Origin of the sequence: Peribacillus faecalis, assembly GCF_014712675.1 — a bacterium.
In the GTDB taxonomy this organism is placed as follows: domain Bacteria; phylum Bacillota; class Bacilli; order Bacillales; family DSM-1321; genus Bacillus_AD; species Bacillus_AD faecalis.
On record NZ_JACXSI010000022.1, the window covers coordinates 1 to 24,375 of the forward strand.

Here is a 24,375-nt window from a genome sequence, read left to right on the forward strand (position 1 = left end):
TTTTTACTCATATTCTTCCCCAGTATTTCTTTGATGTTTCTTCATTATATAAAAAATGTACCCCATAGGTAGACCTTTTTTGAAGTGTCTACTCTATAGGGTACATTTTATATCTATGCAGTTCCCTTTTTCTATTAAAAGCTAGTCTAATATTAAGATAGTTACATTAGTAATCATCACTTTCATCATGAGCAATATGTCTGGATGATTTACGGTCAAAGCATTGAGCAAATGATTCATCTTTACATTGTTCAAGAATTGGTTTGCCTGGATTAAAATCAGGATTATTAAGAACTTCATATGGTCTCATCATTTCATTGTCTTCGTGTTCAAGGATATGGCAGTGCCATGGATAGATTCCGGTGAATGGTCCGAAGCGAGCAATAATACGAGTAACTTCTCCGGGATTAGCACGGACAGTATCTTTCCAACCAAGCTCATTTTGGTCAGGGGGCTGAGGTGGACCAACCACTAGATTAGGTCCATTAGGATCACCGGTAAAAGTAGCACGATTTAATATTTGGAACATAACGAGATGTAAGTGAATTGGATGTGTGTCAGGCGTAGTGTTGTATAGCTCCCAAATCTCTATTTGTCCGTTTTTCGGGGTTTCTGTAAGTGGCAGTTGATTCCATTCCAGATTATTAAGCAAGAGTTTTAAGCGTCCAAACTCATCGGTACTTTCAATTAAGGTGTTTTTTCGAACGATAGAAGCCTCATTGGGATTAATTCGGTTTAGACAACTTAATGTTGTTGGAATTTTACTTCTATCAGGACAAATATCAGGACAAAAACTATGTTTACGGACACGAAACATCATAATCTGACTGAGGTCTGCTGTAGGCGGGGTACCATCTGGGAATGGGGCAGGGGCGTCGTTTGTCAAAATGATACTTTGTCCTGCATTTTTTGAGAAGTCGATGATGACATCAGCGCGTTCTGCTGGTGCGATAATAATGCTAGAAAGGTTTACAGGGTGTTCTAATAAACCTCCTTCTGTACCAATTTGAATAAAACTCCCTCCAGAACTCAAAGCAATTCGGTAAAAACGAGAGTTGGACCCATTAAGAATGCGGAAGCGGTATTTTCTAGGCTCGACCTCAAGGAATGGCCAGATCTTCCCGTTTACTAAAATGGTATTGCCGAAAAATTCTGGTACAACGGATGGATTTGGGATTGTCGGGTCTAATGGCGGTTGCGGTGCAGGGGGCGGCTCTTGACCTGGTTGGGTTGGATAGAAAAGTTCACCGTTTGGATAGAATGAACGATCTTGTATAAGCAGTGGAATCTCATACTTGCCACTAGGAAGTTTTAAACTTGCCTCATCCTTATCTCTAATAATGTAAAGACCTGCAAGTCCCGAATAAACGTTCAAACGCGTTATTCCAATGGCGTGGTCATGATACCATAACGTCGTTGGACGCTGACAGTTTGGGTATTCGTATACTCTATTTGTGAATTTTGGTCCGACATTTTCGAAATTTCGTGTAAACCATGCTTCCGGATAACCATCTGATTCGGGTCTCACTCGACCTCCATGTAAATGTACAACAGTCCTGACAGACGGTGTATCAGGCTCTGCACCATGAACGGTGCGATCAATTGGCAATAAATGTTCAAAAGGCAATTCGTTCTCCCATTGCACCCTAATCGGTTGATTTCGTGTGGCTTCAAACGTGGGACCAGGGTACAACCCGTTATAACCCCAGACAGTAGTCGGCGGCAAATCCCGATGCAATTTTTGTTGGAATTGCTTCATCGTAACTCTATAAAACGGAATGTTATTAATCTTTTTTTCGGGTTTAATAACAGTAGGAATCGGTAGGGCATCTACAAATTTTTCTAAAGCCATTTTACACTCTCCTTAAATGAATTTTACCAAAGACAAACTATAAGATAGATTATGCAGCAAGGTTCAAAAGCGCTTAAGTAGATGTCACGCTAGGCAAAGAAAAATATCTTTAATAGGAAAGAGATTTGATAGTTTTTACATAAAAGTAAAATATTTATATAATAACGAATAATCAGGTATTTATAGGGGTACATATAGAAAAAATGATCGGGTTATTGGCGGCGATTGGTTTCCTTTCAGGTTGCAATAGTCAAGAGAATTAACCGAGCAAAAGGCGGTGGCGGTCGAAACGCAAGCATCATCGGAACTCAATGTCGAAGAAGTCGGGAAATACGATGAATTCCAAATTGAGAAAGGAAAATTAGAATATGTAACACTTGATGAAATGATGTCGGACTTTGCGAAGAACTTCGATCCTCATTTTGAATTATATAGTTAATTGAGAAACTCAACCTTACCTCTTATTTATCTTGATTAGGGTATTCTTGTACGGCTTCTTCCCTTACAATTGAACAATTAAGAGTTAATGAATAAATAACTTTTATAGATAAGAGGCTGCCCGAATGAGGAAGCCTTTCGTTGTATTTTGTATAAAGGTGACATAGGACTTTGGTTCTAGGATATGTATTCTTTGATTGTGTATAGCGGAAAGGACTTTAAAGAAACAATTTAAATGTTTAACTGACAAATACTATTATAATACGGGTGTGACAAGCAATATAAAAGAATATATACTTGAAAACATTGACAAAAAAGGTTAAATTTAAATGGTTATGTTTTCGCTTTTAAATAGAGAAACGGCAAAATAATCGAAAGGTTATGACGCAAAGTCGTAGGTCTAAGGTCTTTTTTGACTAGGATAGCTAGGCTGCCTCTTGATTGGGAGGGAATTAATGTCGGACCAATTGAATGATGTAATATTAAAAGAACTAGATAAAGAATGGGTTGAACTAATGAAATTAGCTAAGAAAACCGGGATATCATTAGATGAAGTCAGGAGATTTTTAAGAAGCAACTAAGATTCTAACAGGTAAGGTGATATTATACGTTCTGATAATTAATTGACCCTAATAAGAAACGTAAAGACTGTAAAATGAACGGCATGAAACATCAATGAGAGGGGAAATTGAGGTTTGGGAAATGTGCTTGAACAAGTAAATTCTGAGAATTATATATTAGAAAATATTCTTACATCTTATATGGATTTGGTTTATTTAAAAGATAAAGATGGCAATTGGGTTAAAGTGAATGATTATACGAAAGAATTATTTGCATTTAATGAATTTAATTGGTGTAGAAAGAAAAATGCTGAACTGGCATATTTGTTTCCGTATTATAAGGATTTTTTTGTGCACTCTAATGATACCGATGAACAGACTTGGGAAAGTAAAGAAATAACTAAACATGAACAGCAAATTTCCGATCTTAAAGGAGAGTTGAGGACTTTTTCTGTCATCAAAATACCATTTTACGAACAAGATGGTAGTCGAAAATCATTATTAGTTATGGGAAAAGAGATTACTTTAGTTAAAGAGGAGAATTCAGCATTAACTACTACTGTGAGAGCATTGGCAGATTTTAAGTTTGCATTAGATCAATCTTCTATTGTAGCTACTACAGACAGTAGAGGCAGAATAACATATGTGAATGACACATTTTGTGAAATTTCTAAATATAGCAGAGAAGAATTGATTGGCAAAGATCATCGCATTTTGAATTCCGGTTACCATTCTAAAAAGTTTTTCGGAGAGATGTGGAAAACAATTAAGAGTGGAGAATGTTGGAAAGGTGAGATTAAAAACAGAGCAAAGGATGGTTCGTTTTATTGGGTAAAGACGACAATTATTCCCTTTCTATGTGAGAAGGGTATCCCTTATCAATTTATTGCTATTCGACAAGATATTACAGGAGAAAAAAAATTCGGAGAGAAGCTTTTTCATAATGCCTATCATGATGATTTGACTGGTTTACGTAATCGTCGTGCCTTTAGAGATAATATCAATCGATGTATCCATCAAGATAAAAAAGTGAGTCAACTAGCTTTTATTTACTTGGATTTGAATCGTTTTAAATACGTAAATGATACGCTAGGTCATAATGTCGGTGATCAAATTCTTCGTGGTGTCTCAGACCGCTTAATGAGGCAACTTACTGATAGGGCAGATATCTACCGCTTCGGTGGAGATGAATTTATTATTGTACTCAAAAATCAGTCAAATGAAGAAGTTGAAAAATTTATAGATGAAACTAAGAACTTATTTTTAAAGCCATTTTATTTTAATAATGAAAGAATCTACCTATCTGTCAGTCTAGGAGTTAGTCTTTTTCCTAGAGATGGAGATGATGTGGAAACGCTTTTGAAAAAAGCAGATAGTGCGATGTACTCAGCAAAAGAAAACGGAAACAATACGATTCGTTTCTACACTGATGAACTGAGCGATATGACGAAAAAAATGAAGCTAGAAAATGCTTTAAGGCAAGCGGTAGCAGAGAACCAATTTACTCTTGTTTACCAACCGCAATTTAATCTAAGGTCTAAAAAGATAGTAGGGGTTGAGGCTTTAATTCGTTGGGAGCATCCAACTTTAGGGGTCATTCCACCTTCTGAATTTATTCCTCTCGCTGAGGAAACAGGATTAATTGAGCCGATAAGTGAATGGGTTCTAGAGACGGCCTGTAGACAAAATTGTGAATGGCAGAAAAGTGGAATAGCTAATATTCGGATGGGTATTAATATACCTTCTTCTTTATTCAAAGATAACTTAGTTAAACTAGTTGAATCAATGTTAGAGAAGACTAATTTACAACCATGTTATTTAGATTTAGAAATTACGGAGAGCACTATGAATGTACCGGAAATTACAATCCCAATTTTGAAAAAATTAAAAGCAATCGGGGTACGACTATCAATAGATGATTTTGGTACAGGGTATTCATCGTTAGCTTATTTAAAAGATTTTCCGGTTGATTGTTTGAAAATTGATCGTTCATTCATTGAAGAGATTCAAACAGATAATGGGCCTATTGTTAAAATGATAATCAGTATGGCTAGGCTTTTAAATTTTAGTGTAATAGCAGAGGGTATCGAGACGGATGAACAATTAGATTTTCTTTCTCAGCTATCATGTGATGAAGGTCAGGGATATCTATTTAGCCGTCCTTTGCCTGAAAAGGAAATATATAAACTGTTAAGTGTAATGGAAAATTAGTCTTACGTAAATTTTTTAGTTATTTTAAATAATATAAAATCAAACACAGATACTACACTGGGGGATATAGCATTGTTTTTCGTTAAGCAGAAGTCAAAAAATCAACTAAAGAACGTACCGATCGATGAAATTAAAATTGATGTTAAAACAGGTAGTGATTTAGAGAAACAATTACATATGATTGGGTTAACAAAAGATGAGTTGCATTTAATCAAGAGAGTACAACCATTTATCATAGAAAGTATAGATAATCTTGTAGATGTTTTTTATCAGAATATTGCTTATGAACCATCATTAATCCAAATTATTGAAAAAAATAGTTCTGTTGAACGATTAAAGAAAACGTTGAAACAGCATATTATCGAGATTTTTGATGGGGTTATTGACGATCAATTTGTTGAAACGAGAAGACGTATTGCATTCATACACGTCAAAATCGGTTTAAAGTCAAAGTGGTATATGTGTGCATTTCAAAACTTATATTTATCGATTATGAATATCTTTGATACACATATTGAAGAGTCGGAAACCTATAAGGAGTTAATGAAAGCCGTTTCAAAAATATTGAATTTAGAACAACAAATCGTATTGGAGTGTTTCGATCAAGAAGCAGAACAATTAAAGATGAAAGTGGAAGCGCAAAAAATGTTGGTTCGTGATAATGTTTTAGCTGCATCGCAAAACTTAGCTGCCATAACGGAGGAAACAAACTCGAGTTTCCAATTATTAGATTCTCAATCTAATGAGATTGTTTCACATGCTGAAAAGGGGAGTTCATTATCCTTACAAGCAAAAGAGAGCGCTTATAATGGAGAAGAGCTATTAAAAAAACAGTATGCCAATTTAGACAATATTAATCTATCAGTAAATACAATTTTTGATGATGTACATGTCATGCAAGAAATCATGAAGAAAATGAAAGGAATTGTTGATTTAGTAACCAATGTTGCAAATCAGACTAATTTACTTGCTTTAAATGCAGCAATTGAAGCAGCGAGAGCCGGAGAATCTGGTCGTGGTTTTTCGGTTGTGGCAGAAGAAGTAAGAAAGTTAGCGGATGAAACTAAACAATCTGTCTTGAATGTTTCTTCACTTATAGAAGATTCTAATAAGCAGGTTGTTGGATTATTGGAGTCTTTAAGTAATATTCGAATTAAAATGGATGAAGGAACACAAAACATGGAAGAAACAAAATCACAATTTGAATATATTGTGCACACAATGGAAGATACGGAGAAGCAAAACAATATGATTCTAAAGGAGCTAGAATCTTTTGCAATGATATCTCATGAAATAGGGAAAGCTTTTGACCATTTAGTAATTTCAGCAGAACAATTAGCCTTTATAGCACAAGAAATGGATTAAGAATTCTCATCCATAGAAGAATTGAGATTTTTAAAACTTGACGGTCATATCTGAATTACGCCTATCAAGTAGCCCATGAAAATAATAACGGCTTGAGCCCGGTATTTTAGTAGGCTCAAGTCGTTTAATCTTTTGTTTTCTAGCTATATTCATTTTAATTAGATTCAAAGGTTCCGAAAACAGCCAAAATAAATGTTTGTCATTTCTTTTTTTCGTTCCATTTATTCTCGAATATGAGCTTATCAAGTTGCTGTCTTTTTTCCCATTTGTAGATTTCTAATAATGGTCTATCCGGATAATTTTCTGTATATCCAATCGATATTAGGGCGACAGGATCTACATGATAGGGGATTTCTAGTATTCTCCTTACGTCATCTTTTTTATAAAAGCTGACCCACCCCATGGCTAATCCTTCCGCATAACTTGCCAGCCACATATTTTGAATGGCACAACTTGTAGACATTAAATCCGTTTCCGGGATAGAATTTCTCCCTAATACGTGGTCACCCGCACTAAAAGGATTGTTTGTGACACAAATCGTAACCGGTGCTTCAATAATTCCGGCAATTTTCAAATCAAGAAACGTCAATTCGCGCTCTGTTCCTTCATAATGGATAGATAAAGCTCGACGTTCTTTCTCCACAATTCCGGCTAATTCTCTCTTGGTGGCCTCATCTTTAATGACAATGAAATTCCACGGCTGCATAAAACCAACCGAAGGTGCGCTATGAGCCGCTTCTAACACTCTCATTAACGCTTCTTCTTCAATGGGTTTATCAATAAATGTCCGAATATCACGTCGATTAAATATAGCCTTATATACTCCTTGCTTCTCTTCATTTGTTAAAGTATTCATCCTATCTCCTCCGTTTTTCGCAGCACAAAAAAATCTCAGCCTAAATAGACTGAGATTGTGCCGTTTCTCATTTGGACTTTCATACTGGCAGGTCTCCTGGCTCTGATTCAACATCAATCTGCCCCTTCCCGGATTTTTCTTTCCAGTGGTTCGACAGCGACTCCTCAACTACAGTGGTGGGCTCCCCCGCATCATTTTTTGATTTCCCTATTCTCTTCTAAATTTAGAAGCACCAGTAAAATATAAATTATTTATAAATTATCATTGGCATATTATTGTGTCAAGGATTCTACTTTGCCTGGAATAAAGCAACTAAGACATTTTAGTGGGGGTGATAGGCAAAAAATAGTTTCCATTTAAGGGTTTATGATTTCCGATAAGGGAATAAAAAATACATGTTACATTCAAAATGGAAAGAAGGGTGAAATATGTTAGGAGCAATAATTGGAGATATTGTCGGTTCTATTTATGAGCCGAGACATCATCATATTAAGACAAAGGATTTTCCGCTTTTTACATCGTATTCACACATAACGGACGACACGGTCATGTCCTGTGCAGTGGCTGAAGCATTGTATACGTATCAACAATCAAAAGATATTAATCTATTTAAAAGCGAACTGGTTGATAGTATGCAAAAATTCGGGAATGCTTACCCTCATGCCGGCTATGGTCATTCATTTAAGGATTGGCTTAAAACCGACCATCCGAAACCGTATGGCAGCTATGGAAACGGATCGGCTATGCGTGTATCTCCAGTTGCTTATGTGGCAAGTAGTTTGCAGGAAGCAGAAGAATTGGCAAAGGCATCTGCGGAAGTAACGCACAATCATCCTGAGGGTATAAAAGGGGCAAAAGCGGCGGTTTCCGCAACATTTTTAGCACGAATCGGGAAAAATAAGCGACAAATTAAATCGTACATAGAGCAAAACTATTATAAGCTGGATTTTACTCTTGATGAAATACGGCCTCATTATCGTTTTGATGTATCCTGCCAAGGTTCAGTGCCGCAGGCGATTGTCGCATTTTTAGAGTCTGTCAGTTTTGAAGATGCGATCCGAAATGCCATCTCAATCGGAGGGGATAGCGACACCATTGCTGCGATTGCAGGCGGAATAGCAGAAGCCTACTACGGCATACCGGAGCCTATAAAACAAGAAGCATTAAAGTATGTATCGGAAGGCTTAATTGGTGAAGTCTATAAGCGTTTTATCGAGTATTGTTCTGCTTATCCATCTAGTGATATAGGAGAAAAGTGGAAGAGACCATCTGTGACAGTAGATAATGTCATAGTAAGACAGAGTAAAAACAAAGATTTCCTTTTATTAATTCGTCGTAAAAATGAGCCGTTTAAACATCAATGGGCATTGCCTGGCGGATATGTAAATGAAAATGAAATTGTTGAGAGAGCTGCAATTCGCGAATTGGAAGAAGAAACCGGAGTAGAGGCACCTTCGTTGGAATTGGTAGGTGTGTTCAGCGAACCGAATCGAGATCCGCGCGGCTGGACAATCTCTTGTGCCTATAAGGCAAATGTTGATCAAAACGTTTTAGCTCATGCTGGGGATGATGCATCTGAAGCTGAATGGTTTGCCGTTAGTTGGACAAGGAAGCGAGACCATCTGATGCTAGTGTTAAAAAGTGAATTCGAACAGCTTGAAGCAGCAGTTGATATGCACATAGATGAAAATGGTGAATTGAAAGTAGGCGCGCAGCACACGGCACATATCGCTTTTGACCATGCTAAAATCATTGCTTCTGCATTAAAGGATGATTGGTCTAGCTTGTTTAACTCATCCGATATAGAAAAAACGGACAAAGGTTCATTGCATGCTTTTAGCGGTTGTTTAGTTGGCGGTGCTGCAGGAGACGCACTTGGTTATGCTGTTGAGTTTATGTCGCTTGACACTATTCAATCGAAATATGGTGAAAATGGAATAACTCAGTATCAGCTGCATCATGGTCAAGCAAGAATATCTGATGATACACAAATGACGCTATTTACGGCTAATGGTTTGTTGCTTGGGATTACTCGCGGCATGACGAGGGGAATCATGGGCAGTATCGAAAACTATGTATATTTGTGCTATAAAGATTGGCTTGAAACGCAAAGTGGAAATAAACAAGATTATCATTTTAGCTGGTTATTTCATGTTCAGGAATTACACAGTGCCAGAGCTCCGGGAAATACGTGTTTAAGCGCGCTGAAAAGCGGGGAAATGGGGACAATGGAGAAATCGATTAATCATAGTAAAGGATGCGGCGGTGTCATGCGTGTAGCTCCTGTCGGTTTGTATTGTCCGAGAAAATGGGACCGAACAGAAACAGCTTTAATAGGAGCGAAAGTGGCAGCTATTACTCATGGCCATCCGCTTGGTTTTATTCCAGCGGCATCGTTGGTGGATATCATTTCTCAGATTGTATATGGAGAAGAGACAGAATTGAAAGAAATCATTAGCGAAAGCACAAAGTTTATCGTGAACTTATTTAAACAATATCCGCAAGCTAAAGAATTTCAACGAATCATGGAATTAGCTATGACTTTATCTGAGCAAACGATAGAAGATGCTCAAGCTATAAAACAAATAGGGGAAGGCTGGGTAGCCGAAGAAGCATTAGCCATTGCGGTTTATAGTGGTTTGAAACATTCAAGCAACTTTGGCGCTGCTATAATAGCAGCAGTCAATCATGATGGAGACAGCGATTCTACTGGCGCTATAACAGGGAACATAATGGGTGCATTCCTAGGCTACAACGCCATTCCTGCACATTATTTGGAAAAACTAGAGTTAAAAGACATCATCTTAGAAATGGCAGAGGATCTTTACAATGATTGTCAAATCTCTGAATATACTCCGGCATCTAACCAATATGAGCTTGAATGGGAAGTGAAATATATCAACTGCCAACCGATGCACAAATGATAAAACAGCCGCTTCCCGATTTTGATTGGGTGCGGCTGTTTGAATGATGTTATATACCCTGATCTGGTACTAAAATCGCCCTTACTGATCAATATGTCGAAGCCTATCATCAAATTGCTCAGCCATCTTCTTCTCCATTTCCTCGAGTAAATATGAATTGTTATGTCCTAATCATTCACTCACAACCTTTGGAATTTCACTCAGTCCCATTAATATTGGGGATATGTTTCCGGTTTTATGTGAATCTGTGAATCTTATCTACTTAAATTTAAAGCGTCTAATAAATTTGATATATTATATAAAATATGTAAAAATTAGGTAACACTATCGTTGAATAGTCTATGAATCTTTTATAGAAACTACATGTTTTTCCCACATTCATAAATCCAATTGTAAATTCTTCTATTTTTTCTTTCCTAATGGTTTAGTTACGTTATTTTTTGTAGATGGTTTACCGATTAATGACTATAGTTTTTGACTTTTAGAAGGAGATAACCAGTATGTTATTAAACTATGAAAGGAGGTGAGAGGTTAATAGAAATATAGAAATAACGACATAAGTTCACCAACAGTTAGGCTTTAAAAACACCATACAAATGAAGTAGTTCATTATCTAATAGGGAGGAGAATCTTTTTGAAGCTTAGAAATAAAATTACAGCAATTACGACTGGTATTTTGCTTGCAATGTCTTCAACAGCTGCTTTTGCTGCGCAGCCAGGACTAGATAAAATGCCTGACCCAATCGATCCTTTGTCGTGGGTGAATCCAGAGGATATGACGTGGAATGATTATAATCCGATTCCGGGTATTGACTGGAATAACACTGATATTAAACCGGAAACGGAACTTAAAGGGGCTTTAATTTTGGTCGATTTTCCAGATCAGGATTTTATTTTGACCAAAGCTAAGGGTTCAGAACTCATTGGTAATCCGCAAGTCGATGCTGTACCACGCGAAGAATTAGGGGAATGGTGGAAAGATTTCTTGAATACTCCTAGCGAATTAAACAACTACCAGACAATTGACGGTTTTTGGAAAGAAAATTCTAATGGAAAATGGGGTGTAACCCTAGATTCTTATGGTCCATACCGTTTGGATAAAAATGAATTTCAGTATGGGCTTGAAAGCAGTCATAACGCTAATACACTTCCAAGCAATTATACAAGAGGAAACCTTTTTCAGGATGGTGTCAATGCAGCCGCCGCTGACATAGCTGCTTCAGGAGAAGAATATGACTTTGCGTTTATCGTTCATGCTGGCTATGATGAATCAACAGTATGGCAGGAACTCGGTGAAATGATGTTTCTGAATCCGGAATCTGTACCTGATGAATTTGGACCACCAGATTTACCAGGATTTGGAAACATGCCAAACTGGGCAAAAACTCGTTACGTGCCATGGACTTCTTATTATGCAGCAAAAACGATTTGGTCTGCTGCATCTAGCGCAACGATAAATGGTAAAAGAATTCGTGTTTCCATTCAAGGGGAAAGTGATGGCATGGGCACATTTGCTCACGAATTTGGGCATCTCCGCGGCCTTGGTGATAACTATAATAATGCAGCACTTGACCCTAGAACCTATTCAGGTTATTGGGAAACAATGAGTCGTGGATCGTTCAATGGTCCCGGTGGAACGCACACTCGCTGGATGATTCCTTCTACTCTTGGTGCTTCCTTATCTGCCCCTCATATGCTTCGTAATAAGATGAAACAAGGATTTTTAGAAAATGATGAAGTTCTGCACATTAATCGCGATGACTTAAAAGTGACCGGACCGGTGTTTGCGGATATTACCGCACGTCAAGTACCGATTGGCAGTGAATTTGGTCGAACTGGACTTTACGGTATCAACATCAGTATGAACGATTTAACACCTACAGATTACCTTGCGGGTGATTGGCGTAACGATATTCTGAACAATAGATTATACGATAACTATACTATTGAAGTGGTAGACCGTATTGGTACGGACTCCTTTGCGGCAGACTCAGGCGTATTGATAGCCAAGACCAAAAATGCAGAGACTGCTCCGAACATTTGGGTAGTTGATTCGCATCCTGAGGATATCGATTTAAAAGATTTTACTAGACCTGATGGCACAACAGCAATGGTTGGAAAAGGTGACCCTCGTCAGGCTCTTGATGCATTGTTCAAAGCTGGGAGTGGGGCAAGTTTAGTTGCCGGAAAATTCGATGGTTCAATTAATAGAGATACTATAGTCAGTGAGTATATTGATCCATACAATAAACTTCATTTCTATATTTTAGGGAATTACAAAGACAATGATGGTGTACTTCGTTACCAGGTTGCTGTCCGTAACACAGAGGGTGGAGGCACCTATAAACGTGGGGTGGAAGTAAGTGCTGGAGCTATAGAACCTGCCGTACAGGACAAAATAGCAGTCTATCATTTCAAAGTAACTAATACCGGTGAAGAAAAAGATCTTATTCGTGTCAACGCTTCGGCAGGTGATGATTGGTTAGTTCAACTTGATAACAATGTACTCGCTATAGAGCCTGGAGCAATCGTCGATGTACCTGTGTACGTAAAAATTCCAAAGGGCAAGACTGCCCCAGATATCCTCACATTTACAGCAACTTCAGAGACGGATTCCACTCAAACTGTTACCTATACAAATCTTTTGGCGTCCAATCTTAATGCAACCGGATTAAGTTCCGTTATTGATAGCTTTGCCAAAGAGGGAGCATTTAAAGCAGGTGCAGCGCAAGCATTGAAGGCACATTTGAATTCCGTTGGTCAATTTGAAAAGAAAAACTCTCCGGATAAGGTGCTTAAACACATAAATAATTTCAAACAGTTTTTGGAACTTAAAAAAGATGCAAATCAGATTTCCGAGAAAGCTTATAACAGTCTGAAAGCTCATGCAGATGCAATGATTGAAATCTGGCAATAGTAAGATCGCTTTTTTAGTATCTGCCCCCTGTACTGGAATGACTATTACAGGGGGCAAACTCAAAATCTATCTTAAATATGGGAATCAGCGAATGGTCTCCTGTGATTTTATTTAGTCAGTTTTCTGAATGGCGATTAAAGAGAGTTGTCAATAGTAGGAGTGGAGATAATTGAAGAATATAATTACAATTACAGCTATTTTATTATTATTTTTACTTGGTGCCTGTTCGGCTTTAACCTCTAGTGGTAATAGCGATGTGCTTATTAAAACAGAATTTGGAAACATCTCAAAAGAGGATCTATACAAAGAAGTAGTTAATACCGAACCTGGAAATGAATTGATTCAGAAATTGGTTTATATGCAAATTTTAAAAGGTAAATATGAGGTATCTGATGAAGAAGTGAACCAACGGCTGGAAGAGATAAAGGGACAAGTCGGTGATAAAGATGAATTTGAAATGTTCCTGCAAAAACAGGGCTTCATTAATGAAAATGAACTAAAGGATTATATCGAACAATCTCTATATTTCTCTAAAGCAACAACAGAAGGGGTGAAAGTCTCAGATAAGCAAATAAAAGATTACTATGAACAACATAAAGACCAATATACTGAGGTGAAAACTAGCCATATTCTGGTGGATAATGAGGCGATTGCTCAAGAAGTTGATAAGGAACTAAAGAATGGAACCGATTTTGCTGAATTAGCAAAAAAACAATCGACGGATAAGGTCTCTGCAGAGCAAGGAGGGGATTTGGGCTATCTTTCCGGTCGCAGTAAGGAATTGGATCCAACATTTCTTGCTTCCGCTATGAAATTACAAGTAGGTGAAGTGAGCGAACCAGTAAAGACAGTATTTGGTTATCACATTATTAAAGTGACAGATAGAAAGGAGACACCATTAAGTGAAGTAAAAGACCAAATTAAGCGTGTGTTGATGGAAAAAGACGCAAAACCGATACAAGAGGTATTAAACAATTTAAATAAAGAAATTGAAATAAAAGAAGATGTATTTAAAGATGTATTTAAGGATGTAGAACCAAAATAAACAAATATATCCCCTCAAGGTTAATGTTCAACATAAAGGAGTTTGGTCTTGTAGCCATTGGATTTGTACATAATCTGAATGAAAATGACATCGTTTCACGATGTATATGAATGAAACAGCGGCGGTGTAAATATGATTCTATCATTTGCACTGGTACAATTAGAGGTTAAAGGTTCAAACGAAGAAAGAGATAAAGCTTTATCCTGCTCATCAAGTGAACTAATAATCCGTTACAAGCATTTGATCAACAGAAGTTGGATCAAGCCTTAAAAGCTTCCAACTAATAGGATGGACATCACTTGCATACTCGATTAGGAAGCAATGAAGGACTTTAGATAAGTGGATTACAAGAGTTTAAGCGTATTTTTGAGGAGTATGACTTCTACAATAACCAAAATCATACTGTTGAACAATTATTTAAAGAACTTAATAACAATCTCCAATCAATCTATGATTACAATAAAGATAAAATTGATGAAATGTTTGAAAATAGGAATTAGATTTCTGAAAGTACAACAATCGAAAGAAATATAAACGAGCAAGAGGCTGCCTGATACAGGAAGCCTCTTGCTTGTGTGTTAAATAAACCCGACATACGGTCTTTGGCTATTCGCATAATGCACCCAGCGGATGAGCGTTATATAATCATACACCGGTAGCTGAACCACTTTTTGAATATCGTACGCATAAGGCGGAAGATCGCTGCATTCGAGCAAGACAGCGGCGATATCAGGATCCGCTTCAACAAGCTCGACTGCTTTTTGCACCACTTCATCTCGCAGTTTCTCATTATCGAAAACGCCTCTTCCTTCGGCAATCGCTGAGAACTCTTTTTCTTTGCTTAAATCGCCGATAACAAGACGGTCAGTGTTATGAACACCGCAACTTTTGAAAAGGCTCGTTGTCAAACCTTGTTCATAAGCTGTCAGAACCGCAATTTTTTGATTGGATTTCAAGCCAATCTCAATCCATGGAATTTGGACAAGGCTGGATAAGTAGACAGGGATGTCAAGCGCATCAGCTACCTCGGATTGAAAATTGCCGAAGAAACCGCACGCCGCACTAATCGCTTTCGCACCTTCACTTTGAAACTGCTTAGCCGTCTGAATAATGCCATCAAGCAAGGAACGATCACTGTTCAAAAGCGCAGTGCTGGTGCAGCACGGTACGACTTTGTATTGCACAGGAAAGCTATAAGTATAGCAATTGGCTACGTTACCGGGAATAACCGGATATGCACTTTCATCGAGATACATAATGCCGACTGCGTAGCCTGTCACATAATGGCCTTTCTTCTGGGAGATTGGTCCTGTTTTTGTTTGATGACCGATATAGCCGTAGTGGGAGATGGGTTTGTTGTTTTTTGATTGCATTGGGTTCACCTGCTTTGGTTTGTATGGGGGTAGTATTTTCAATTTAATACGTAAATATGTCAGGTCTGGAACATTGATATTAAATGGGGCTAATTATTGCAGATATTTTACAATAGTCAAAGTGTAAGAAAATATGTTACTAATGAAAAAATGTTATGAAGAATATATTTTGTTCCTAAGGCGGTTCAAACATTATCCCGTGTAAATCGTACATGTACCGGTAAAACAGATACGATTTTGTTAACACCTCAGAAGAAATACAAGCAGCTTTTCAGCCATGTTATGAAGGTACTACTCTAGATAAAGAAATTGATGTGAACTTAATCTATGATACTAGTGATAAGTTAAGAAAATATCACATATATAACCAAACAGACATTAATTCTGTTATGAAAATATATCAGGCTGGCAATAAACAAGATGCTACAACTTTAGGTAAGTTAAGTAGTGCCTTTAAGCCTATTATTGGTCGTTATGAGGAATTATCAGAAGATCAACAATATGAATTTCGAGTGACATTACGTAATTTTAATAAGTGGTACAACTATATTACCCAACTAGTGCGAATGTTTGATAAAGAACTGCATGATTAGATGATAAAATTAAACTAGAGTACTTTAAAATTAAGGAAGATTTTAAGGGCAGTATTGCACTAGAAGCGAATTCATCTTACGCAGGTGAATTAAAGAATATAGACACAATAATGCCAATCCAAAACCACCAGAAGAAAAAGAGTTATTAGCAAGTATTATTAATCGTGTTAATGAACGATTCCAGGGAGATTTTACGGAAGCTGATAAGGTAATTGTGGAACAACTATTTAATAAGGCAATCACTAGTAATACAAAACTAAAACAATATGCTGAAAATAATGATGAAGCAATGTTTACTAAAAATATTTTTCCAAAAGAATTTCAACGAATTGCAATGGATTCTTATAGAGAAAATAAAAACTCGTATACTAAACTGCTTGGAGATAAAAAGTTTTATTCGGCAGTTGCGCAAGAAGCTTATAAGCAATTGAGAGCGTGAATAATAGAAAGATAGGTTAACAAAAGGATTGTCAATTGGGCAGTCCTTTTTAATGTTTAAATAAATTTAACAAAGGTATAAATAAGGTGATTTAAAGTCGGAAATTCTAAACCTTTATAATTTATAATATAAGTGAAGTGATGAAATGGATAGCATGCTATGAATCAATAGATTCTTAGGATATTTTCAAATCACTCTACTCCTATTTTTAGTATGGCCAGTATAGTGAAGTCGGTGTTCTTTATTTGAGCACTATAGAAAATGAATATCAAAATCACATGTGTTTACTTTATATATAGTATTGGATTCTAATGTCTGTAAAATGTAGATGAATAATTAACGAAAGTATTAGCTTTGGGGGCACCGTTAAACTATTTATTGAAATGAGGGCCATTTGCAAACCTCTTCTAAGCATAAATCCTACATAAACTTAGAAGAAGTCTCTACGCTGAAATTCTACTAATTTCCTGATTTTAAAATAATAGTTTCTACTGAGCCGTATATCCCCCATCAACAAACACAGTCGAACCAGTTACAAACTCATTCTCAACTAAAAATACAACCGCATGAGCAACTTCTTCGGATGTTCCTAGTCTTCCAAGCGGATGTTTCGCTATTAAACCATCGTAGAAAGGACCTAGCGATTCTTTATTCACTAATCCGGTTTCGATGTATCCTGGTGCGATCGCATTCACTCGTATTCCTTTTGCTGCATATTGAAGACTAGCGCTTTTCGTCATTCCGATTACAGCATGTTTCGATGCATTATAAGCAAGAGCGCTTGGCTCACCGACAGCACCTAAAATCGAAGCGGTATTCACAATCGCGCCACCGCCATTTTTAAGCATTTCTTTAATAGCATGTTTCATTCCGAAAAATACGCCGTCTTGATTAATGCGAATCACTTTATGGTAGTCTTCATATGACAGTGTATGCGTTTCTGCTAAACTGCCAATACCGGCATTATTAATTATAATATCTAATTGACCATATGCTTTAACAGTATCCTGAACGAGACTTTCAACATCGGCTTCATCTCCCGCATCAACTGAAACAAATAGCATATCGTGTCCTTCATTTTTTAATGCTTGTTCCACTTCTTTACCGCCTTCAACATTATAATCGGCGATCACAACTTTTACGCCTTTCACGGCAAATGCTTTAACGGTAGCTAAACCAATGCCGCTTGCTCCTCCTGTTACGATGGCTACTTTGTCTTTTAAATTCATCTTAAATTCCCCCTAAAAAGTTCTTTCAATTAAGTTTACGAGTATTTACACAATAAAATGTTCAAAATCGCTTTTAAGTTTTTTACCAACCATTCCCCAATTAACAAATCTTCGTACGTATAGTACATTCATTAAAGTCAATAAATGAATACATAAAGCCTCACTAAGAAGGGAGTTACAACAATGAAAAAAGTAAAATGGGGTATTTTAAGTACGGCCAGCATTGCGAAGTCAGTGCTGATACCGGCAATCAAGCGAGCGGAAAATGCGGAAGGGGTAGCGATTGCGAGCCGCGGTGAGCGAGTCCATCGTGCAGCAGCAGAGTGTGGAATTCCGGTCGCTTATGAAAGTTATGACGCACTTTTACAAGATGCCAATATTGATGCTGTCTATATTCCGCTGCCAAATCATTTACATAAAGAATGGGTGATTAAGGCGGCGGAGCACGGCAAGCATGTGCTTTGTGAGAAGCCAGTTGCGCTTAGTAGCGAAGAAGCACTTGAGATGGTGCGTGTGTGCAAGGAGCAGAAGGTGGTTTTCATGGAGGCGTTCATGTATCAATTCCATCCGCAGTATAAGCGTGTTCAAGAATTAATGGCCTCAGGTGAAATCGGCGACATCAAGTTAGTAAAAGGTAGCTTCTCGTTCTTCATGGAAAATCGCGAAGGCAATATTCGTATGAACAAAGAAATGGGAGGCGGCAGTCTGTTTGATGTCGGCAGCTACTGCGTTCACGCGATTCGTTCCATTCTAAACGCAGAACCAGTGCAAGTATACGCGCAAGCGCAGTTGGATCTGGAAACGAAAGTCGATACATCCGCTTATGTCAGCATGGATTTTGAAAATGGTATTAAAGCGACGTTTGACTGCAGCTTCGACATGTTGATGCGAAATGAACTAGAAATTATAGGAACACAAGGAGCGATCAAACTACCTCACGCTTACAGACCGGATATAAATGACGGCATCGGCGAAATCATCATTCAAACAAATGAATCAACTCGCATTGAAAAGATGGCCGGAGATATTTATAAGGCAGAAGTCGAACATATTTCAGCAGCAATTTTACAAGGAACAGAACCGGTTTACCCAGGAGCAGAGTCTGTGAAAAATATGAAAGTGCTGCAAGCTTGTCTGGAATCGATTGAGACTGGAGAAGTTGTACAGGTGAAATAAATTTTTAAAAAAGATGGTTATTACTCTGTAAAACGGGAATAGAATAGTGACGAGGTAACAGGCACTCGTCATAAAGTGGATGATTGCTTACAAAATAGTATTGAGAAGTAAAGATGCTATACCGTGTAAGAGTTCAACAAAACACTACAAAAAAAGTAACTGCGAGTATTATAGAAAGAATGCGAAATGGTCAACTCTAACAACACATAATCCTTGAAAAGGATACTTCTACTCATGTTGATGACACCATTATTCTTTCAAAAAGAAAGCAAAAATTCTAGAGTGACAAGAGAAGTAAAGATGAAAAGAAGCAATCATCCGCTACAATATGGAAATGGAAAGAGGCTGGGACAAAACCCTCCTCTGAACTAAAAAAGCCGGTGAAGTTTTACGACAAGTAAAATTTCACCGGCTTTGAACTTTTAGATAAAAATAAGGACAACTTCTGCTAAAATTAAGTCACCACAACAAAATCACAGAAAGAAGTGTCCTTATGTTTAAAGATTATAACATGAATCAATTAGTTTTGCCTTTAGATTTAGAAGTAAAATTACAAAATAATGATATTGCTTTTTCCATCCACCATTTAGTAGAAAGTATCCCGCAAGAAGCACTGGAACCATTTCTCCGAAATACAGGGTGTCCTGCCTACCATCCACGCATGATGCTTAAAATTATCTTGTGCGCCTATACGCAATCGGTCTTTTCAGGACGATTGAAGGGCTTCTGAAAGACAGCATCCGTATGATGTGGCTGGCGCAAGGATATGAACCAAGCTATCGCACAATCAATCGTTTCCGCATCCATCCGGAAGTAAAAGAATTGATCCGCCAATGTTTCGTTCAATTCCGTTGTCAACTGGTATCAGAAAAAGTGATTGATCAGGAAGCTATTTTTATTGATGGCACAAAAATCGAGGCGAATGCGAATAAATTCACATTCGTCTGGAAGAAATTGGTTGAAAAATATCATCAAGGTCTGATTGAAAAGTCGAACCAACTATACAACGAGCTTCTTGAGAAAGAAATCTTGCCTGAATTGGAAAGGGAGAACGAGGAACAATTATCGATAGAAGAACTCACCCAAATGGTGAAAAAAGTAGATGAGGCTGTATCTGAATATGACAAACAAATTGAAGCATCTGAGGACACAGCTGAGCGAAAAGCGTTGAGAAGCGAAAGGAAATTCCCTAAACAAGCTCGTAAGCAGTTAATGGATTATATTGAACGCAAACAGAAATATCAGAGGGATTTTGAAATCTTTGGCGAACGTAACAGTTATTCGAAGACAGATCCAGATGCGACATTTATGCGGATGAAAGATGACTACATGAAGAATGGCCAATTGAAAGCAGGTTATAACATCCAAATCGCAACAGAAGGTCAATACGCGCTGGCTTACAGTATCTTTCCGAATCCAACTGATACCCGCACCCTGATTCCGTTCTTGGATCGAATCGAGCAGCATTATTTTGAGCTGCCGAAACATATTGTCGCAGATGCCGGATATGGAAGTGAACAGAACTATGATGATATCCTTTCGAACCGCAAACGGGAAGCGCTGATTACCTATGGAATGTATCAAAAAGAGCAAAAGAAGAAGTACAAACAAAATGAGTTCCATTCAGATAACTGGCAGTATGATGAAGAAAAAGACATGTACACTTGTCCGAATCAGCAACACCTTGTATTTAAAAATTATTCGGTACGGACAGACAAGTCGGGATTCACACGCGAATTTAAAATCTATGAGTGCGAAAACTGTACAGGTTGCCCATTCCGTTCTTCCTGCACCAAAGCCAAGGAAGGCAACAACCGAAAATTAATGGTAAATGAGAAATGGGAACAGCAAAAAGAATATGTGAGAGCGAAGCTTTCGGAAGAAGAAACAAGTTCCATCTACCGTCAACGAAAAACAGATGTGGAACCAGTTTTTGGATTATTGAAGGCTAATTTGCATTTCACCCGATTTTCCGTCCGCGGACAGTCGAAGGTTGAAAATGAAATGGGATTGGCATTAATGGCCGTGAATCTACGGAAGTTCGCGGCCAGCAGCTAAGGATTCATAGACAAAAACAGAAAAACGTGAAATGGAATTGTCCATTTCACGTTTTTCGTCATTTGAAGCTAGTTTTGTCCCAGCCTCTTTTTTGGTGCCTGTCACTCCCCGAAATGTGTCGAAGATTATTTAATTTGCCTGAAACCTTTTTAAGTAAGGGTTTTGGTTTTGTTAGTTTATTGCCGTAATCATACTTGTTCGACAAAAACTAGTAAAATTCGGGGAGTGACAGGCACTTTATTGGGCATTTTTGGATTATTCAGTTATAATATTCCAGGTGTGGATTAATTATATCAGTATTGGGGGGATATGGGTGATATCACTGCATAATGTTACAAAAAGCTTTAAGGGGTCCGAACATTATGCTGTGCAATCAGTTTCGTTACATATTCAAAAGGGAACGATTCACGGGATGATTGGGACGAGCGGTGCCGGGAAATCGACTTTACTACGGTTAATCAACTTGCTGGAATTACCGGATGAAGGAACTGTAACGGTTAATCAGCAGGAGTTAACTTCGCTATCCAATAGGGAGCTGCGAGAAGCGAGGCGTTCCATCGGAATAATATTTCAGCATTTTAATTTGTTGGATAATAAGACGGTGTTCGATAATGTTGCAATACCTTTGAAATTGGCCGGCTACCCAAAGGAATTGAGAAATGATCGGGTGATGGAATGTTTAGCGTTTGTTGGCCTTGAACATTTGGGAAAGCAGTATCCATCAAAGCTGAGCGGCGGGCAAAAGCAGCGGGTTGCGATTGCGAGAGCTTTAGCAACGAAGCCATCTATTCTCTTATGCGATGAGCCGACATCGGCGCTTGATCCGAAAACAACGGCTGATATATTAAAGGTGCTGCAAAATGTGAATGAAGAACTCGGAGTCACGATTGTCATTGTCAGTCATGAATTTGAGGTGATCCGAAGCATTTGTCACTACGTTTCGGTCATGGAAAATGGAAAGATTGTTGAAACGGTATCGAATGTGCCCCAGGAATATATGGGCGGTAAATATGATCCGGTTTGGTTTCTCCAGGAGCTGAAGAAGGAAAAGAGGGATGCATATGCCTGATATCCTTTTGCAATATGAGACGGAAATTTGGCAATCAATCGGACAAACATTTGTGATGGTTGGCATTTCAGTCGCAGCTGCACTATTGATTGGGTTACCGCTCGGGACTTTACTGTATCTTTGTCGGAAAGGGAACTTGCTTGATAATAGGATGGCGTTTTCAAGTTTGAATCTTTTCGTTAATATTGTCCGCTCATTCCCGTTTTTGCTGCTGGTTGTGTTTCTGATTCCTTTTACGAGATTAATAGTCGGAACGGCACTCGGTACGTTAGCGGCAGCTGTTCCATTATCGATTGTGGCAATCGCATATTATTCAAGGTTGGTTGAGCAATCGCTATTAGAGATTCCTCGTGGTGTCGTTGAATCGGCGATTGCGATGGGGGCATCCATTTGGCAAATCGTCTTTAAATTTTTATATGTCGAAGCAAGATCTGGACTTGTTTTAGGACTGACAACATCGACAATCAGCTTTATCTCCTATTCGACAATCATGGGTATTGTCGGAGGCGGAGGAGTGGGCGATTTTGCAATTCGATACGGCTATCAGCGTTTTGAAACCGAACTGATGATGTATGTAATTGTCATTATGATTATCTTTGTTCAAATCATTCAGTTTACCGGAACAACGATTGCCAAAATATTAGATAAAAGATAAGGGGAATATTATGAAAAAATTATGGGGTATATTATTTGTTGCACTGCTAGTTTTAGCAGGCTGTGGTGATTCTTCAGAAAGTTCATCAGAAAAGAATGCTGAAGAGGTGACATTAAAAATAGGATCACTAATTCCGCCAATGACGGATATATTGGAAATTGTGAAGCCATTAATGGAAGAAGAGGGCATTAATTTGGAGATTGTCGTGCTTGGAGATAATATTCAGCCGAATAACGCGTTGCAGCATGAAGAGATTGATGTGAATTTCTTTCAGCATGCGCCGTTTATGGAACAATATAATAGTCAAAATGATGCTAATTTAGTGGCTGTTGAACCGATTTATCATGCGATTTTCGGCGGATATTCTAAGAAATACAAGTCGATTGACGAGCTGCCGGAAGGAGCGGTTATTGCTGTACCGAACGATGCAGTTAATTTGGGCCGCGCTTTAATTTTATTGGATGAAAAAGGATTGATTACATTAAAAGACAATACGAATCTTAATGCTACGCAGGCTGACATTGTAGCCAATGATAAAAATTATAAATTGCAAGAAGTTGATTTGCTGATGCTGGCGCGAATGATGGACGATGCCGACCTTGTCATGCTGTATCCTGCCTATGCGGCGCCGCTTGGCTTAACACCAGCAAAAGATGCTCTAATAACAGAAGGGTTGGAATCGAGATACGCCATTTCTTTAGTGGCGCGAGAGGATAATGCTGATACAGAGGCTGTTAAAATTTTAGCAGAGAAAATGACAGGACCAGAAGTGAAAAAGTTCCTGGAAGAGAAGCATGCTGACACGGCATTGCCAGCGTTTGAGTAATTGGAGTGACTGTCATTACTCGAAGTATGTCGAAAAATAGCCTTTATAATAGTATTTTTAGAAAGGTGATAGACTCGAGAGGTTCACAGTTTGATTGACTAATCGTTTTAAAAAAATCCAGCATAGATATTATTTCTATGCTGGATTTCTTATAGATTTGTAACCCCTATTATTCCGCATCCCACAATTTCTGAATAATATAATACGATTGTTTCAATCGCTCTTCAAATAAAGGTTTGTCCCAATCTTCCCAAGTGTAGCCATTCAGAGTTGAAAGTTGGTTGTTTTGTATTGCTGGAAAAGAGTCCGTAATGATACCTTCTTCATTTTCAAAGAGGACACCGATGTTTAATTGTTCGATGATGGTGCTTGATTCAAGTCCACCTTTGTAAAGGTCCCCGGTGAATTCTTTTCGGCTAGGGTCTTTTGCTTGGATTACTAGCCATGGAATACGAAATTCGATACTACCTTCTTTTTTATTAATATAGTAATCTGCTAATGAATCGTAATTTTTTGATTGCGGGTTGCCATTTCCTTGTCTGAGCTTTCCTGTTTCTGTTGTTCTAAAATCATACGTAGTATTTAACTCGGGATTATAATATTCCTTATCTAAAGCATAAAGAATCGGAGTGAATACACCACTATTATTAATGGGCAGATTTTCTTCAGCGGCATCATTTTTCTTGTATTGATAGAAAAGGCTATGTTCTAAAAGATTGTTGTTATTATATAAAACAAAAAGAAGACCATTAATTTGGTCCTCTTTTTGTTTATGTGAATCCAAGGATT

At 37.9% G+C, this 24,375-nt stretch carries 18 protein-coding genes, 1 pseudogene and 2 riboswitches; of the genes and pseudogenes, 14 read left to right on the forward strand and 5 right to left on the reverse strand.

Annotated elements, in window-relative coordinates; translation table 11 throughout:
- Positions 1-166: 166 nt before the first annotated feature.
- A complete protein-coding gene (locus IEO70_RS09835; protein ID WP_190998205.1) occupies positions 167-1,852 on the reverse strand; it encodes a multicopper oxidase family protein in 1,686 nt (561 codons plus the stop codon).
- Between the two features lie 277 nt (positions 1,853-2,129).
- On the opposite strand from IEO70_RS09835, the gene IEO70_RS09840 reads away from it, so the two are divergent.
- The 4 genes from IEO70_RS09840 to IEO70_RS09855 all read left to right on the forward strand — a co-directional run bounded on the left by IEO70_RS09840 (position 2,130) and on the right by IEO70_RS09855 (position 6,426).
- Positions 2,130-2,291 (forward strand): hypothetical protein, encoded by a 162-nt coding sequence (locus IEO70_RS09840; protein ID WP_190998206.1) that lies wholly within the window; start codon positions 2,130-2,132, stop codon positions 2,289-2,291.
- A gap of 350 nt (positions 2,292-2,641) precedes the next feature.
- Positions 2,642-2,728: riboswitch (cyclic di-GMP riboswitch) on the forward strand.
- A gap of 17 nt (positions 2,729-2,745) precedes the next feature.
- Positions 2,746-2,871, forward strand: a complete 126-nt coding sequence (locus IEO70_RS09845) for an anti-repressor SinI family protein (RefSeq protein WP_190998207.1) — start codon at positions 2,746-2,748, stop codon at positions 2,869-2,871.
- A gap of 123 nt (positions 2,872-2,994) precedes the next feature.
- Positions 2,995-5,061, forward strand: a complete 2,067-nt coding sequence (locus tag IEO70_RS09850) for a sensor domain-containing protein (protein ID WP_328820906.1) — start codon at positions 2,995-2,997, stop codon at positions 5,059-5,061.
- A gap of 72 nt (positions 5,062-5,133) precedes the next feature.
- Positions 5,134-6,426, forward strand: a complete 1,293-nt coding sequence (locus IEO70_RS09855; protein WP_190998209.1) for a globin-coupled sensor protein — start codon at positions 5,134-5,136, stop codon at positions 6,424-6,426.
- A 199-nt stretch (positions 6,427-6,625) separates the two neighbouring features.
- On the opposite strand, the gene bluB is transcribed toward IEO70_RS09855, so the two are convergent.
- Entirely contained in the window at positions 6,626-7,282 is a 657-nt protein-coding gene (bluB, locus tag IEO70_RS09860) for a 5,6-dimethylbenzimidazole synthase (protein WP_190998210.1), read from the reverse strand.
- 69 nt (positions 7,283-7,351) lie between these two features.
- Positions 7,352-7,534, reverse strand: a riboswitch (cobalamin riboswitch).
- A gap of 176 nt (positions 7,535-7,710) precedes the next feature.
- Between bluB and IEO70_RS09865 the strand changes: the two genes are divergently transcribed.
- From IEO70_RS09865 to IEO70_RS09875, 3 genes are all read left to right on the forward strand, one after another.
- Complete coding sequence (locus IEO70_RS09865; RefSeq protein WP_190998211.1) at positions 7,711-10,206, forward strand: ADP-ribosylglycohydrolase family protein; 2,496 nt, start codon at positions 7,711-7,713, stop codon at positions 10,204-10,206.
- 634 nt (positions 10,207-10,840) lie between these two features.
- Positions 10,841-13,123 carry a M6 family metalloprotease domain-containing protein gene (locus IEO70_RS09870; RefSeq protein ID WP_190998212.1) on the forward strand — a complete coding sequence of 761 codons (2,283 nt, stop codon included), beginning with the start codon at positions 10,841-10,843 and terminating at the stop codon, positions 13,121-13,123.
- A gap of 169 nt (positions 13,124-13,292) precedes the next feature.
- Positions 13,293-14,168, forward strand: coding sequence for a peptidylprolyl isomerase (locus IEO70_RS09875; protein WP_190998213.1), 876 nt, complete (start codon positions 13,293-13,295; stop codon positions 14,166-14,168).
- Positions 14,169-14,746: 578 nt separating this feature from the next.
- Here IEO70_RS09875 and IEO70_RS09880 read toward each other — a convergent pair.
- Complete coding sequence (locus IEO70_RS09880; protein WP_190998214.1) at positions 14,747-15,541, reverse strand: aspartate/glutamate racemase family protein; 795 nt, start codon at positions 15,539-15,541, stop codon at positions 14,747-14,749.
- 314 nt (positions 15,542-15,855) lie between these two features.
- Here IEO70_RS09880 and IEO70_RS09885 point away from each other — a divergent pair, with 314 nt between their 5' ends.
- Positions 15,856-16,134: a hypothetical protein gene (locus IEO70_RS09885; RefSeq protein ID WP_190998215.1), complete on the forward strand. Its 279-nt coding sequence runs from the start codon at positions 15,856-15,858 to the stop codon at positions 16,132-16,134.
- 214 nt (positions 16,135-16,348) lie between these two features.
- Entirely contained in the window at positions 16,349-16,573 is a 225-nt protein-coding gene (locus IEO70_RS09890) for a hypothetical protein (RefSeq protein WP_190998216.1), read from the forward strand.
- Positions 16,574-17,061: 488 nt separating this feature from the next.
- On the opposite strand, the gene IEO70_RS09895 is transcribed toward IEO70_RS09890, so the two are convergent.
- Positions 17,062-17,802: an SDR family NAD(P)-dependent oxidoreductase gene (locus IEO70_RS09895; RefSeq protein ID WP_190998217.1), complete on the reverse strand. Its 741-nt coding sequence runs from the start codon at positions 17,800-17,802 to the stop codon at positions 17,062-17,064.
- A 183-nt stretch (positions 17,803-17,985) separates the two neighbouring features.
- On the opposite strand from IEO70_RS09895, the gene IEO70_RS09900 reads away from it, so the two are divergent.
- The 5 genes and pseudogenes from IEO70_RS09900 (at position 17,986) to IEO70_RS09920 (ending at position 23,586) form a co-directional block, all read left to right on the forward strand.
- A complete protein-coding gene (locus tag IEO70_RS09900) occupies positions 17,986-18,978 on the forward strand; it encodes a Gfo/Idh/MocA family protein (protein WP_190998218.1) in 993 nt (330 codons plus the stop codon).
- Between the two features lie 493 nt (positions 18,979-19,471).
- Positions 19,472-21,030, forward strand: a pseudogene (locus IEO70_RS09905) (IS1182 family transposase); the annotation flags it as partial.
- Positions 21,031-21,349: 319 nt separating this feature from the next.
- Positions 21,350-22,105, forward strand: coding sequence for a methionine ABC transporter ATP-binding protein (locus tag IEO70_RS09910; protein WP_190998219.1), 756 nt, complete (start codon positions 21,350-21,352; stop codon positions 22,103-22,105).
- Positions 22,098-22,760: a methionine ABC transporter permease gene (locus tag IEO70_RS09915; RefSeq protein WP_190998220.1), complete on the forward strand. Its 663-nt coding sequence runs from the start codon at positions 22,098-22,100 to the stop codon at positions 22,758-22,760. The genes IEO70_RS09910 and IEO70_RS09915 overlap by 8 nt, the downstream gene beginning before the upstream one ends.
- A gap of 10 nt (positions 22,761-22,770) precedes the next feature.
- Positions 22,771-23,586 (forward strand): MetQ/NlpA family ABC transporter substrate-binding protein, encoded by an 816-nt coding sequence (locus IEO70_RS09920; protein WP_190998221.1) that lies wholly within the window; start codon positions 22,771-22,773, stop codon positions 23,584-23,586.
- Between the two features lie 169 nt (positions 23,587-23,755).
- On the opposite strand, the gene IEO70_RS09925 is transcribed toward IEO70_RS09920, so the two are convergent.
- The gene (locus IEO70_RS09925) at positions 23,756-24,370 is read right to left on the reverse strand and encodes a hypothetical protein (protein WP_190998222.1); all 615 of its coding nucleotides are present in this window, start codon (positions 24,368-24,370) and stop codon (positions 23,756-23,758) included.
- Positions 24,371-24,375 lie beyond the last annotated feature (5 nt).